Raw genomic sequence first — 14,683 nt, 5'->3', positions numbered from 1 at the left:
GCGGTGAGCGGTACTCTTGGAGTCGTCGATGATCCCGGCGTGAGAGTCGCTGCCCCCGCTGCTCGCCAGCGGCGGCAGCGCGCCGAAGGAGCAAGTGCCTCCCCACCAATCTCTCAGGCAGAAGAACCGCCGGGTCAGACACCTCTGAAGCAGTCGGTGCGACAGAGGGGGAGGACGCTGGTGGCGTAGCCGCAGCGTTCTGACATCGATGCGCCGGTTCGCCGGCCGCCGGGAGGATCCCGAGATGACCGACCTGCACACCCGCGACGCCGCCGACGCCACCGTGCCCGCCGACGCCACCGTGTCCGCCGCAGCCACCGCGGCCAACGGCACCGATCGCATCGACGCGGCGCTGCCCGCCGACCTGGCCAGCGTCGCCGAACACTTCCCCAGCGGCCCGGCGCCGATCGATCCCTCGTCGTTCGCCGACCGGCACGTCGGGCCGGACGCGCACGGCCTCGAGACCATCCTTGGGCTGCTCGGCGTCCGCGACCTCGACCAGCTGGCCGACCGCGCCGTGCCCGCCGGCATCCGGATGAGCGGCGAGCTGAGCCTGCCGGACCCAGCCACCGAGGCCGCCACCCTCGCCGAACTGCGCAGCTTCGCCGATCGCAACACCGCCATGGTGCAGATGATCGGCATGGGCTACCACGACACCCTGGTGCCCGGCGTCATCCAGCGGAACGTGCTGGAGAACCCGGCCTGGTACACCGCCTACACGCCGTACCAGCCGGAGATCAGCCAGGGCCGGTTGGAGGCGCTGCTGAACTTCCAGACAGCGGTGTCCGACCTGACCGGTCTGGACGTCGCCAACGCGTCCATGCTGGACGAGGGCACCGCAGCCGCTGAGGCGATGACGCTGATCCGCCGCACCGCCCGCTCCAAGTCGAACCGGTTCGTGGTGGACGCCGACATCCTGCCGCAGACCCTTGCGGTGCTGCAGACCCGCGCCGAGCCGCTCGGCATCGAGATCGTGGTGTGCGATCTGTCGGGTCAGGACGGCGGCCCGGCGGATTCCGGCGCGCTGCCCACCGACGATTTCTTCGGCCTGCTGCTCAGCTACCCGGGCGCTTCCGGTGCGGTGCGCGACTACAGCGCGCTGATCGAGGCCGCGCACCAGCGCGAGGCCAAGGTGGCGATGGCCACCGATCTGCTGGCGCTCACCCTGCTGCGGGCTCCCGGCGAGCTGGGAGCTGATGTGGCCGTCGGTTCGTCACAGCGGTTCGGGGTGCCGTTGGGTTTCGGTGGGCCGCACGCCGGTTTCATCGCGGTGCGGTCGGAGTTGCAGCGGCAGCTGCCCGGCCGGCTGGTCGGGGTCTCCCACGACGCCAACAACAATCCCGCCTACCGGCTGGCGCTGCAGACCCGCGAGCAGCACATCCGCCGGGAGAAGGCGACGAGCAACATTTGCACAGCGCAGGTGCTGCTGGCGGTGATGGCCTCGATGTACGCGGTCTACCACGGTCCCGAGGGCCTTGCGAAGATCGCCGAGCGGGTGCACGGCCATGCTGTGGCGCTGGCCGGGGCGCTGCGGGGCGCAGGGGTGCGCATCGAGAATGAATATTTCTTCGACACGGTGCGGGCGCAGGTGCCCGGCCGCGCCGCCGATGTGGTTGCCGCTGCCCGTGATCGCGGCATCAACCTCTGGCAGGACGGTGACTCCGCGGTGCAGATCGCGGTCAGCGAGGCCACCACCAGTGAGCAGTTGGCCGCTGTGGTCGAGGCGTTCGGTGCCGCCGGTGCCGGTGCTGCCGAGACCGACGGTGAGCGGACCGGAGCGGCCGGCGTGCAGCTGGCGCCGGAGAACTTGTTGCGCAGCAGCGATTATCTGACCCACCCGGTGTTTCATGCGCACCGCAACGAGACCGCGATGCTGCGTTACCTGCGCCGCTTGTCCGACTCCGACCTGGCGCTGGACCGTTCGATGATCCCGCTGGGCAGCTGCACCATGAAGCTGAACGCCACCACCGAGATGCAGGCGGTGACCTGGCCCGAGTTCGCCGGGCTGCACCCGTTCGCCCCGGTGCAGGACGCCGCCGGGATGCTCGCGTTGATCGAGCAGCTGGAGGCCTGGCTGGTCGAGATCACCGGCTACGCAAGGGTTTCGCTGCAGCCGAACGCCGGGTCGCAGGGTGAGCTGGCCGGGCTGCTGGCGATCCGCGCCTACCACCGCAGCCGCGGTGACGAGCACCGCAACATCTGCCTGATCCCGGCGTCGGCACACGGCACCAACGCCGCGTCCGCGGTGATGGCCGGGATGAAGGTGGTCGTGGTTGGCACGGTTGCTGAGGGTTCGGCGGGCGCCGCCGGTAACGCGGGCGCCGCCGGTAACGCGGGCAACGCTGGAAACGCTGGAAACATAGACATGGATGACTTGCGCGCCAAGGTGGATCAGCACCGCGACAACCTGGCGGCGATCATGGTCACCTACCCGTCGACGCACGGTGTGTACGAGGACAGCATCTCCGAGCTGGCGTCGGTGGTGCACTCCGCCGGCGGTCAGGTGTACGTCGACGGCGCCAACCTGAACGCGCTGGTGGGCCTGGCCCAGCCGGGGGTGTTCGGCGGCGACGTCAGCCACCTGAACCTGCACAAGACGTTCTGCATCCCGCACGGCGGCGGCGGCCCCGGTGTCGGGCCGGTGGCGGTGGCCGAGCATCTCGCGCCGTTCCTGCCTGGGCATCCGCTGGCCGATCTCGGCGTCACCAAGCCGGAAGACGGTGGGGTTGGCGCGATTTCGGCGGCGCCGTGGGGGAGCGCGTCGATCCTGCCGATCAGCTGGGCGTATATCAGGATGATGGGATCGGCCGGGCTGCGCCGGGCCACGCTGACCGCAGTGGCGTCGGCGAACTACATAGCACGCCGACTCGGTGCTGCCTACCCGGTGCTGTACACCGGCAAGAACGGCTTCGTCGCGCACGAGTGCATCCTGGATCTGCGGCCGATCACAGCGGAGACCGGGGTGACCGTTGACGATGTGGCAAAGCGGTTGGCCGACTACGGTTTCCACGCGCCGACGATGAGCTTCCCGGTGGCCGGCACGCTGATGGTCGAGCCCACCGAGAGCGAAGACTTGATGGAGCTGGACCGGTTCTGCGACGCCATGCTCGCCATCCGCGCGGAGATCGACAAGGTGGCGTCGGGGGAGTACGACAAGACCGACAACCCGCTGCGCAACTCGCCGCACACCGCCGCGGTGCTGGCCGGCGAGTGGGACCATCCGTACAGCCGGGCCGAGGCGGTCTTCCCGGCCGGTGTCGATGCGGCGCACAAATACTTCCCGCCGGTCGGTCGCATCGACGGTGCCTACGGCGACCGCAACCTGGTCTGCTCGTGCCCGCCGCCGGAGGCCTTCGCCGACGCCGACTGAGCCGCGGCCGGCCCAGCGGCTCCGGCCAGGCCGCGCCGGTCCTAGCCCGGCCACGCCGCGGCGGTCCTGCCGCGCCGGGCGCCGGGTCGGTCATGGTCTCCATCCCTGCTGGTCCCTGCGGCTCTGCCCACGCCGCGCCGGTCCCAGCAGCCTGGGCACGCCGCGTTGGTCCCTGCGGCTGTGGCCGGGCTGAGCTGGCTGCCCGTCGTCAGCGGAAAAATAGGTGTCTCGATGGCCGTTTGCCCAGATCGACCTGGGCTTTTGCCGTTCGAGGCGCACGTTTTCCCGCTGGTGAGCTTGCGCACCGTATGCCGAGCGTGCCCGGACTCCCAGGCAACGGCGCGGGTGGCCCGGCTTGGTCGAACGGAAGAATGCGTTGCTCAATTGATGTTTGCCCAGGTCAGTTCTGACGACGACGCATCGAGGCACCGATTTTTCCCTTGGGCGGCCGAGGACGGTGGATGCTCGCTGGTGCCGGGCGGCCGAGGCTGTCGGAGGACGCCCGGCAGCTGTCGGAGGTCGGGGGAGGCCGGCTGGTGCCGGGCGGGGCAGCGTCGGGCCGGGGCGAGGGTGGCGCCCGAACAGGTGAATTCGGGGCGGCTGCCGGAATGCCCGTCGGGTGTGGCAGGTTCTGCAGACATGGCGAATGAACCCGTTGAACTGACCGACAAGCAGCGTCAACTCCTTGCACAGCCGATCTACGCGGCGCTGGGCACCGTGCGGCCGGACAACACCCCGCAGGTGAACCCGATGTGGTTCGGCTACGACGGCGAATTCCTGCTGTTCACCCACATCACCAGCCGGGCGAAGTATCGCAACCTGCACAAGAACCCGGCGATGTCGCTGATGCTGGTGGACCCGGAGAACCCGTTCTCGTATCTGGAACTGCGCGGGAAGCTGACCGAGGTGGTGCCCGACCCGACGGGCGCCTACTACGTCGAGCTGCAGAACCGTTATGGCAATCCCAGCAGCACGCCGCCGCCGGACGCCAAAGACCGCGTCATCCTCAAGATGAGCATCGACAAGGTCGTCGGCCAGTAACTCAGCCGGACGCGTTGGGGCGCCCAGCTTCCGGCGCTGGCTCAGCGTCCGAGGCCGGTGCGGCGGGTGGTGGCTCCGGCGGTTGGTGACGCAGCAGGTACTCGCGCACCGCCAGCAGGTGTTCGCCTGGTGGCACGTCGGTGTCGGCAAGGTCGGCGAGCTGTGCGACGGTCACCGCGCGCAGCGCCACCACCCGGTCGGCCATGGCCGCGTCGTCGAGCCGATGCCAGCGGCGCCAGTGCAACCGGGACCGCTGCATCCGCGCCAGATCGCGTTCCAACCCGGTGACGGTGCGCTGCGCTGCGGCCAACTCGGCCGCGGCGGCGGCCACCGCCTCCTGCCGATCGCGCAGGATCATCCCGTACGCCTCGTCGATCAGTGCGCGCGCCAACCGATCCCGGCCGGCAGCGTCACCCCGGCCCAGCAGGCGCCGGCGTCTACCCTGGCCTGCCGCTGGACGGGGGTGGTCGCCGGCGTCCAGTTCCGCGGTGCCGGATTCGGCGGTACTTGATTCATGCGTGCCGGATTCGGCGGTACCCGATTCAGGCGTGCCGGGTTCGGCCGTACCCGATTCAGGCGTGCCGGATTCAGTCTGGCCGGTGGAGACTGCGCGAGCGGGCACCCCCTCGCCCGCCGCCGATGCCGCGACCGTTGCCGAGCCGCGTCCCGATTTTCGCCATGGTGCCCTGCCCTGGAACGGACTGCGCATGGTGCAACCCCTCTGCCCCGACGGGACCTGTCGTCAGCCCCTGCTGGTCGGCACGGCTGGCTGCCGGCCAACGCCGTGACAACGCGGCAACCGCGTTCCCGAGTTCCCGATCCGGCCGGCGTCCCCGGCATCGGGGCCGGCCGAACGGCCCGAGGGCGTCCCGGCAGCCGGGCGCTGCACCCGCACCCGCTGGTCACAGTACGGCCGCGATCGCCGCGACAAAGTCCTTCGCCGCCGTTGCCGGCAGCCTGGCATAACCGATCACCAGACCGGGTGGCTGCCGGCGCGGGCTGTAGTCGGCCAGCGGAGCCACCAGGTAACCGCGGGCGGCGAGCGCGGCCGTCACTGCCCGGTCGTCCCTGCCCGGTGGGAGCAGCACCGTCAGGTGCAGGCCGGCCGCGGCGCCGGCGATCGACAGCTCCGGCAGCTGCCGGCCCAGGGCCTCGATCAACGCGCCGCGCCGGGAGGCGTAGGTGCGCATCGCCTTCGCCAGATGCCTGGCCACTGCATCGTCGTCCAGCAGGTGGGTCAGCGCCCGTGCCGTCGGGCCGCTGACGTACACCCGTTCGTCCGGATCCGGTGCCGGCAGCCGGGTCGGCCACACCGCCCACGCCACCCGCAGCTCAGGGGTGAGCAATTTCGACGCGGTACCGAGATAGGCGACGTGATCGGCGGCGCCGCGCAGCGTCCGCAGCGCCGGCAACGGTGCCGTGTCGTAACGGAACTCGCCGTCGTAGTCGTCCTCGATGACGATCGCGCCGGTTGCCGCTGCCCAGCGCACCAGCTCCACCCGCCGGGCCAGGCTCAGCGGCACACCCATCGGATATTGATGGGCAGGGGTGAGATAGACGGCGGCGTCGGTGGACCGCAACAGGTCAACCCGGAGCCCGTCGGCATCAACTTTCACTCCTCGCACCCACAACCCGGTCTCGTGAAAGACGTTGCGGGCCCGCGGATATCCCGGATCTTCCATGGCGATGGTGCGCCCGGCCAGCCGGGCCGCACCGACCACCCCGCGAAGCAGCGGATCGATGCCGGGTGCCAGCCGCACCTGGGTGGCGTCGGCGACCACCCCGCGGAAACGGCGCAGGTGCGCGGCAAGGGCGCCTTGCAACTCGCGGTAGCTGCCGCCGCTGCCGTGCGGGTCGTCGACGCCGGCGCCGGCCTGCCGCCAGGCGCGGGACCACGCTGCCTTATCGAGCAGCGCAAGGTCGGGGTGCCCCGGCACCAGATCCAGCGGTGATCGACGGGCCGGGCCTTGGCTGCGGTTTGCCGCCGGGCTGCCGGCCGGACGCCGGGCCGGCCGCGGTGTCGACGCCACGGACGAGTCGACCACCGGGCGGGCTCCCGAGCGCACCAAGTCGGCGGCGCCGTGGGCGATCTGGGTGGTGCCGCCGGGCCGCGCCGCCAGCAGTCCGACGCCGGTCAATGATTCGTAGGCCGCGACCACCGCCGATCTCGGCACCCGCAGGGTCGCGGCGAGCATCCGGCTGGACGGCAGCGGGTCGCCGTCGGCGGCCTGCCCGGACTCGATGGCGCGGGTCAGGGCCTGGATCAGCTGCGCGACGCTGCCGCCGTCGGCCGGGTCGAGGGTGAGCACCAGTCCGGTCGGGCGGGCGTGCCGGGGCATGGGCGGACGATACCGTCACCGTCGACGGGGTTGTTGATATCGATGGGGTATTGATGATGCATGTCAACAGACCGTTCCGATACCGCACCCGCCGCCGAAGCCCAGTTGGTGCTCGGCCCGCTGCTGCGGTACATCGGAACCAACGAGGCCACCGTCTGGGTGGAGACCAGCGCTCCGTCGACGGTCACCGTGGTGCAGGACGTCGGCGAAAAGTCTTGGCGAGCAAATACTTTCGAGGTGTCCGGCCACCACTACGCGGTGGTGATCGTCGACGGGCTTGAGCCCGGCGGCAGCTATCCCTACCGAGTGGAACTGGACCAAACGCAGGTATGGCCCGAATCGGACAGTCGGTTTCCGGTGCCGGCCATCCGCACCATCGATCCCGACCGCCCGACCAGGATGCTCTTCGGCTCGTGCCGCACCACCGTGCCGCACGACGCCGAAGGTAACCGCACCAACGGCGTCGACGCGCTGCGCACCCTGGCCCTGGCGCTGGCCCGCGGCGACGAGCCGTGGCCCGACCTGGTGGCCTTTCTCGGCGACCAGGTCTACGCCGACGAGACCTCGGATGCCATGCGCGAGTTCATCGCCGGCAGGCGATCGCTGGACGAGCCGCCCGGCGAGGAGATCAAGGACTACACCGAGTACTGCCACCTGTACCAACTGGCCTGGAGTGATCCGGCCAACCGCTGGCTGCTGTCGACCGTGCCCAGCTGCATGATCTTCGACGACCACGACATCCGCGACGACTGGAACACCTCGTACAGCTGGCACGTCGAGATCAACAAGACGCAGTGGTGGCACCAGCGGTTGATGGGCGGGCTGGCGTCGTACTGGGTGTACCAGCACCTGGGAAACCTTTCCCCGCAAGCGCTTTCGGCCGATCCTGTGTTCGGGCCGGTACTCGCCGCCGGCGCCGGTGCACATCTGGACCTCACCGACGCGGTGTTCGAGCTGATGGAACGGGTCGACCGCAATCCCGACGTCTACCGCTGGAGCTACCGGCGCGATCTGGGCGACAGTCGTCTGGTGATGGTGGATTCCAGAGCCGCCAGAGTGCTTGAGCCGCAACGGCGATCGATGCTCAGCCCCGGCGAACTGGACTGGCTGGGCGACCAGCTGACGCTGGACCGGGAGCAACAGCCGGGGCTGCGGCACATGTTGATCGGGACGTCGCTGCCCTTCCTGCTGCCGCCCGGCATGCACGACCTCGAGGCCATCGACGAGACGGTAGCCTCCGGCGGGTACGGCAAAGTCCTTGCCGCGCTGGGGGAGAAGCTGCGTCGTTCCCTTGACATGGAGCATTGGGCCGCGTTCAACTCCGGCTTCGACGAGGTCGCCGACATGGTGATGGCGTTGGCGCGGGGCGAGCGCGGACCGGTGCCGGACACCGTCACCTTCCTGTCCGGCGATGTGCACAATTCGTATGTGGCGCAGGTGATCGACGCGGCGCAGTACGGGGCCAAGGCACCTATCGTGCAGGCGGTGTGCTCGCCGATCCGCAACCCGATGCCGCGGGTCGTCCGGGTGTTGATGTCGCAGTTCGCCAGGGGCCTGGTGCGGCCGATGCGCTTCATCGCCGGTCACGCCAAGAAGGTTCCGGACCCGCAGTACCCGTGGGCCGTCACCTCGGGGCCGTGGTTCGACAACTGCCTTGCCGAACTGTCGGTGCACGGGCCAGATCTGCGCATGGTGTGGCGCGGAGGCGTTGTCCGTGGCGATGATCCGGCTGACCCTTCGCTGGTGCAGGTGGGTGCGGCGGTGGTGGCCGGCGGTGCGTCCGGGGCCGGCCCGGCGGAAACCACGAGCTGAACTGGTCGTCAGTTCTGGGGCATTCTGGTCTGGCTGGCGCGACCAGAACCGGGCGAGCATCAGGGTATGACCGTTGCCTCACCACAGATTCGCCGGCACCCGGAGCGGGCCGTCACCGACCGGGACCGGCTGTACAGCATCATCGACCAGGCACTGGTCGGCACCCTGAGCACCGTCACCGCGGCGACGGCGCAGGCCGGGCCGCAGCCGCTGGTGGTCCCGGTGCTGATCGCCAGGGACGCCGACCGGGTGTTGATCCACGGCTCCACCGGTGCCGGCGCGCTGCGCCGGGCGGCCGAGGGTGCGCCGGTGGCGCTCAGCGTCACCCACCTGGACGCGCTGGTGGTGGCCGGTAGCCTGTTCAATTCATCGGCGAACTATCGGTCAGCGGTGATTTCCGGCACCGCTCAACGGCTCTCCGGTGACGACGCGCTGGCCGCGCTGGAGGTGGTCAGCCAGACCCTGCTGCCCGGTCGCGGCGGCGAAGTGCGCGGCCACCTGCCCAAGGAGGTCGCGGCGACACTGGTGCTGGCGCTGCCCATCGTCGACGGGCAGTGGACCGCGAAGGCCCGCACCGGCGGCCCCGGCGACAGCGGTGCGGATGCGGCGCCCGGCACCTGGCGCGGCGTTGTTCCGGCCAGCACCGGCTGGGGCACTCCGGTGCCGGCCGACGATTGCCAGGCGGACCTGCCGGACTCGGTGGCGGCGTTGGTCGCGGCGACGCCGGCCGGTACGCCGGGCCCGGCCGCATCGAGAACCGCGTGAGTACCGGCGATCCCTTTCGGGACTTCGACTTTCTGTTCGGCGAGTGGCACATCCAGCATCGCCGGTTGCGCGATCCGTTCAACCTGAAAAGCGATTGGGTCGAGTTCTCCAGCACCGCCTCGGCCCGGCCGATCCTCGGCGGCGGCGGCAACCTCGACGAGACCACCGGCACGCTCGCCGACGGCACCACGTTCAACGGCATGTCGCTGCGCCTGTTCGACCCTGTCGGTGCTCGCTGGCGCATCTGGTGGGCGTCGTCGCTGTTGCCCGGGGTGCTGGACGATCCGGTCAGCGGCACCTTCGACGGTCCGATCGGCACCTTTACCGGGACCCTTGCGTACCCCGCGGGTAGCGTCGTCGGCCGATTCCGCTGGGACGTACGCGATCTCGACCATCCGGTCTGGACGCAGGACTTCTCCCGCGACGGCGGCGCCAGCTTCGACCCGGTCAACTGGGTGATGACCTTCCGCCGGCCCTGAGCCACTGAACCCCGGTGCAGCTGAGCCGTTGAGCCGTTGAGCAGCTGAGTGGTTGAGCAGCTGAGTGGTTGAGCAGCTGAGCCGGCGGCCCGAGCCGTTGTTGGGGTGAACTCCCCATTGCGGCGCGGAACCGCAGGTTGGCACCGGTCGTCGGACCCCGCGACACCGAGGGGGTCCCATGCACCAAACGCCGCTGCCGCCAGCCGTACCTGCAGCACCTGCAGCACCTGCAGCGCCAGCAGAGCCAGCACCGGCACCGCAACCGCGCGCGACTGCGGCGACTGCACCGACGCCGGCGCCGCAGAGCCGGCCGGGCCACGCGCCCACCGACGACGCGCGGTTCCGGCAGCCGGTGCCCATCGGTGCGCTCGGCTGCGCGCTGGCCGGTCTGCTGCTGGTGGCGATGCTGCGCGGTTGCCGGCTGAGCGTCGGGCTGATGGTCGGATCACCCGACCGGTCGGCGTGGCTGGTACCGGTGCTGGCGACGACCGGAGCTGTTGCAGCGCTGGCGTTATGGGGTCGGCGTCCGGCCGGCGCAGGCTGGATGTTGACCGGCGCGGGCGCGGTGCTGGTGACGCCGTGCGCCGCGGTGTTCGCCTCCGGCGCGGCGCTGCGCGGCGATGCCGGGCAGCTGGTGATCGGCCTGGCCGCCGCGCCGGCGGGTGCGGTGCTGAGCATCGGCGTGCTGGCCACCGGACGGATGCTCTGGCTGTCGGGGTGGCGGCGGGCCGCGGCGGCGGTGTTCGCCGGGGGCGCTGTTGTCCAGCTGGTCCCGGCCGGCCTGCTTGATCAACAACTGGGTGCCGCCGCCGCGCTCAGGTCCGGTGTGGCCAGCACCGTCGGCGTCGTCGCCCCACTGAGCGACCCGGCCTACGCCGGTGGCGGCTCGAACGCGCGGATGGCCGCTGGGGTGCTGTTGCTGGCCGCGGTGGTGCTGGCGCTGGCCGCCGGCGTCGGGATGCGCAGCGAGCAGCGCCTGGGGACGGTCCGCGGGGCCGAGCGGCGGGTGTCCGGGCGGCTGCTTGCCATTGGGATCGCCGGAACAGCGGCAACGGTGGTGCCGCCGATGTGGCTCGGTCTGATCGGCCTGCGGCCGTTTCCGTGGTCCGACTCGGAATCGGTGCGGAACACCCTCGAACAGTCGGTTCGGGTTGCGTTGCTCGGCAGTGGGCTGGTGCTGCTGCTGGTCGGGTTGGCGCTGGTGACGGTCGCCGGCCCGGCCATCACAAAGGCGGTGCTGCCGGCGGCGCTCGGATTGGCGCTGGTGGGATCGGTTGCGCCGATCCTGCAGTCCGACTCGCGCCCGCCGGCGTTGATGTTCGCCGCTGTTGTGCTGGGCGCCGTGGCCGGGATGGTGGCGGCGACCCAGCGATTCGCGGGGGTGATCGGGGCGGTTCTTGTTGTGCTGTTTGCTGCGGTGCTGGTGGCTCTGTTGACGCTGGATGAATCGTTGGAATCCACCCCGGATTTTCGTGCCACGTTGCTGGCCGGCGGGATGCTGATCGCCGTCGCAGCTGGCGGTGCCATCACCGGGAGCGCCTTTCGCCGGTTGGTCGGAGCGTCGGAAAGCCACCGGCCGGTGGGGTGGGGCGCGCCCAGCAGCGGTGCCGGCCGGCTGCGGCCGGAGTCGCTCGCCGACGCGCTGGTGGTCGGAGTCGGCGTGCTGCTGCCGCTGGTGGCCGGCGGCGCCGGCAAGCTCGTGCTCGGACTGACCATGTGACGATCAGCGGCCGGGTCCACCGCGCGCTGGAACGCTGATCGGCCTACCGTCGTCGGACCGGGCAACGTTAACCGTCATCGGATCGGGCAGTGTGTCCGCGCGATCCGGGTCATCGCACATCTTACGGTGAGACCGCCGGGCACCGGCGGCACGGGGAGTCAGTCGCACAGGGGAGTCGGCATGCAACCGGAACCAGCACACAGCGATCGTCCCGCCGCAGTCCCGCCGTCGTTCGCGCCGGATTCGACCGGTGGCACCGGCGCGGCGGGCCCGAGCGGGTACGGCACCGCGCCGGTGGGGGCGGCCAAATCGGCGACGCCGCTGCTGCCGCTCGGGTCGCTGCTGGTGGCGGTCGCCGCGTTGCTGGTGATGCTGGTGGTGCGCGGGCAGTCCATCACCCTGCTGGTGTTGGCGGGCGGCATCGAGTGGTGGCCCTCCTGGGTGTACGTGGCGATCCTGGTGCTGGGCGCGGCGGCGGCGGTGCTGCTGTGGGGCAGGTGGCCCGGCATCGGGTGGCTGCCGGCGGTGATCGGCGCGGCGCTGGCGGTACCGTTCGCGATACTTGGGCTGACCGGCGCGACCCGACACTCAGGGTCGGGACAGGCATACGTCCTGATCGGGACGGCCGCTCAGCTGGCACCGGCGTTCCTGTTCATCGGCGTGCTCGGAGTGGCCCGCAACCTGCTGGTGGCCGGTGCCGCCCGCCTCGCCGCGGCCATCGCGGCGGCCGCCGTGTTGATCCAGTTGCTTCCCGAGGGTCTGCTGCCCTCGATCCTGCCGGGCGCGGAGGCCGGCATCCCGATCGACCCGGAGCCGATCGACGCCACCGGCGTCACCGACACCCCCGATCCCGGGTCCACCGCTGCCATGGTGATGAGCGTGGTGCTGGCGGCCCTGCTGCTGTTGGTGTTCGTCGGCGCCGGTCGTGCCGGTGCCGAACACAAGGCAGCCCAACGCGAGGCCCCCCAGCACGAAGCGGAGGCGGCTGCTGGGGTTCCGGTGCGCCGCAGTCTGCTGGTGGTGGGCCTCGCCGGAACCGTGCTGTCGTATCTACCGGTGTTCTGGGCACTGATGGTCGCGTCGTCCGGCGGTCTTGACCGCGTCAGCGCGGGGATGATCATCTGCGGGTTGGTGTTGCTGGTGCTTGGCCCGGTGCTGGTCTGGATCGGTGGTCCGGTGTTGGCGCGCGGGGTGCTGCCGGCCGTCCTTGTGATGGTGGTGCTGCACGCGGTGTCCTCCGGCCTCGGCGCCCTCACCGAGCAGTACCGCGGGCAGCTGATCGCCGCGCTGGTGGTGGGCATCGCGGTGGGGATCACGCTTGCGGTGCAGCGCATCGCCGCGGGGGCTGCGGTGGTGTTGACCCTGGTCTTCGCCGTGTTGTTGCTGATGATCACGATGAACGTGCGCTCGCTCGACAGCAGCGATGCAATGGTGTTGTCGCTGATCCTGGCCGCTGCGGTGGTGGCGGCCGGCGCTGTCGGCTGCGTCGCCGGCGGCATGACCGAGGTGTTCGGCCGCGGGCACAGCTACGGCGACGACTACGGAATCCCGGACGACCGGCCGGTGCGGCCGGCCGGCGACGAGCTGGTCGTCGGCCTCGGGGTGTTGCTGCCGATGATCGCCACCGGTGGCACCCAGTTGCTGGCCGGCGTGCAGCTGGCCACCGACGGACCCGACGAGGTCTGGCTGTGGGTGCTGATCGGCCTGGCGGTGCTCGGTGCCGCCGCACTGGCGACGTGGCGGCTGCGCCGTCCCTCAGGCCCGCCCGGGTCCGGCCCGAACACCGAACCGACAACCACGGAGCCCACTGGCCAGCAGTGGTGACCGGCCGGCTGTGCCGAGCGACGAAAGTGGCTGTGCCAGGGCAACTCTCGCCGGATCTCAGCGCACAGCGCTGGTGCCGGTGGCCGCACCGCCGGACGAGCCCGGGCCGAACCGGCGCTGTTGTGCCACTCTGAGGTATGGACATGGACACCGCGCTGCTGCGCGCGTTCGTCGCCGTTGCCGAGAGCCTTGACATCTCGCGGGCGGCGCAAGAGCTCGGCGTCAGCCCGGAGACGGTGCGGCGGCAACTGGTCCAGTTGCAGGCCGGGCTGTGCTCCCGGGTGGTGATCCCGGCATCGGGCCCTGGGGCACGTGCGTCCGGCAATGGCGTTGTCGCCGCCCCGGCCGGCACCACCGACCCCGCCGGCACCGCGGGTGCCGCGAGCACTGCCGATGCCGCCGACCCCGCCGACGACGACGACGGTGGCCTGCTGGACGGGCCGGTGCAGCTGACCACAGCGGGGCGCGACCTGATCCCGCTGGCCAGGCAGGTGCTCGACGGCATCGACCGGATCGGCGGCACCGACAACACCCGCAGGGCTCTGGTGATCGACCTGATGGACGAACATGCCGCGCTGCTGCCGCGGGCCCGCAGGGCCGGCGACGAGGTCAGCTTTGCCACCAGGGTGGTGTTCCGGCCACCGCGGCTGACGGCACTGGCGTCGGTGCTCGACGGTGTCGCCGACGTTGCTTTCGGCCGTCCCGCGCCGCCGGAATCGGATGCGGCGCAAGGGGTTCCGGTGCTGGCCGAACAGGTGCAGCTGCTGGTCCCGGCCGGACATCCGCTGGATGCGCCGGGCCCGGTGACGGCGGCCGACGTGGCCGAGCACCGACTGCGGTTCCCGCTCACCGCCGCGCCGGTCGACTGGGCGAGTTGGCTGGCCGCGGCGTCGGCCGAGCTCGGTTGGCAGTTCGACGACGCCGACGCCGGGCTCGGCTTCGCGCACTGGCTGCGCTCGACGGCCCGCCCCGGCGGCGCCGCCACGCTGATCGGCGCCGGCATGCCGTTGCCCGAATCGGAGACGGCCACGCTCCGGCGCCGGCCGGTGATCGACCCGACGCCGGTGTTCTGGTGGTGGGCCACCTGGAACCCGTGCGTGCCGGCCGCGACGGTGCACGCGCTGGTCGAGCGGGTCACCGGCGAGGAGGCGGTGCCGGCCGACCCTGATGCCGTGTGGCTGCCGCCGCAAGACCGGGCCAGGCTCGCTGACCTGCAACAACAGCGCGAGCCGGCCGGCCGGGGGAGCTCGGGAATGAATGGCGACCTACTCTAGTTAGACGGGTTACTTGACGCGTCAACAAAAACGGTTGGCGGGTCCGGAACTCTCAGGAG

General features: G+C 71.0%; 10 protein-coding genes and 1 riboswitch. Of the genes, 8 read left to right on the top strand and 2 right to left on the bottom strand.

From position 1 onward, the window contains the following. Positions 1-28: 28 nt before the first annotated feature. Positions 29-139: riboswitch (glycine riboswitch) on the top strand. A gap of 105 nt (positions 140-244) precedes the next feature. Together gcvP and HKD39_RS10390 are read left to right on the top strand one after the other, a co-directional pair. Then, the gene (gcvP, locus tag HKD39_RS10395; protein ID WP_171199807.1) at positions 245-3,370 is read left to right on the top strand and encodes an aminomethyl-transferring glycine dehydrogenase; all 3,126 of its coding nucleotides are present in this window, start codon (positions 245-247) and stop codon (positions 3,368-3,370) included. A 639-nt stretch (positions 3,371-4,009) separates the two neighbouring features. Continuing rightward, positions 4,010-4,411 carry a PPOX class F420-dependent oxidoreductase gene (locus HKD39_RS10390; protein WP_171199806.1) on the top strand — a complete coding sequence of 134 codons (402 nt, stop codon included), beginning with the start codon at positions 4,010-4,012 and terminating at the stop codon, positions 4,409-4,411. 1 nt (position 4,412) lies between these two features. Here HKD39_RS10390 and HKD39_RS10385 read toward each other — a convergent pair whose 3' ends face one another. Then, positions 4,413-4,802: a hypothetical protein gene (locus tag HKD39_RS10385; protein ID WP_171199805.1), complete on the bottom strand. Its 390-nt coding sequence runs from the start codon at positions 4,800-4,802 to the stop codon at positions 4,413-4,415. 511 nt (positions 4,803-5,313) lie between these two features. Next, positions 5,314-6,750: an aminotransferase-like domain-containing protein gene (locus HKD39_RS10380; protein ID WP_171199804.1), complete on the bottom strand. Its 1,437-nt coding sequence runs from the start codon at positions 6,748-6,750 to the stop codon at positions 5,314-5,316. Between the two features lie 60 nt (positions 6,751-6,810). Here HKD39_RS10380 and HKD39_RS10375 point away from each other — a divergent pair, with 60 nt between their 5' ends. From HKD39_RS10375 to HKD39_RS10350, 6 genes are all read left to right on the top strand, one after another. After that, positions 6,811-8,562: an alkaline phosphatase D family protein gene (locus tag HKD39_RS10375; RefSeq protein WP_171199803.1), complete on the top strand. Its 1,752-nt coding sequence runs from the start codon at positions 6,811-6,813 to the stop codon at positions 8,560-8,562. Between the two features lie 66 nt (positions 8,563-8,628). Further along, complete coding sequence (locus HKD39_RS10370) at positions 8,629-9,327, top strand: pyridoxamine 5'-phosphate oxidase family protein (RefSeq protein WP_171199802.1); 699 nt, start codon at positions 8,629-8,631, stop codon at positions 9,325-9,327. Next, positions 9,324-9,806 (top strand): hypothetical protein, encoded by a 483-nt coding sequence (locus HKD39_RS10365; protein ID WP_171199801.1) that lies wholly within the window; start codon positions 9,324-9,326, stop codon positions 9,804-9,806. The genes HKD39_RS10370 and HKD39_RS10365 overlap by 4 nt, the downstream gene beginning before the upstream one ends. 352 nt (positions 9,807-10,158) lie before the next feature. Further along, positions 10,159-11,526, top strand: a complete 1,368-nt coding sequence (locus HKD39_RS10360; protein ID WP_171199800.1) for a hypothetical protein — start codon at positions 10,159-10,161, stop codon at positions 11,524-11,526. A 180-nt stretch (positions 11,527-11,706) separates the two neighbouring features. Then, on the top strand, positions 11,707-13,350 hold the full coding sequence (locus HKD39_RS10355) for a hypothetical protein (protein WP_171199799.1): 1,644 nt from the start codon (positions 11,707-11,709) through the stop codon (positions 13,348-13,350). A gap of 143 nt (positions 13,351-13,493) precedes the next feature. Beyond that, a complete protein-coding gene (locus tag HKD39_RS10350) occupies positions 13,494-14,624 on the top strand; it encodes a LysR family transcriptional regulator (protein WP_171199798.1) in 1,131 nt (376 codons plus the stop codon). The last annotated feature ends 59 nt before the right edge of the window (positions 14,625-14,683 follow it).

The organism is Nakamurella aerolata (genome assembly GCF_013002705.1).
Taxonomy (GTDB): Bacteria; Actinomycetota; Actinomycetes; order Mycobacteriales; family Nakamurellaceae; genus Nakamurella; species Nakamurella aerolata.
The sequence above is the reverse complement of the archived record's forward strand: the minus strand, read 5'-3'. Positions and strand labels throughout refer to the sequence as shown.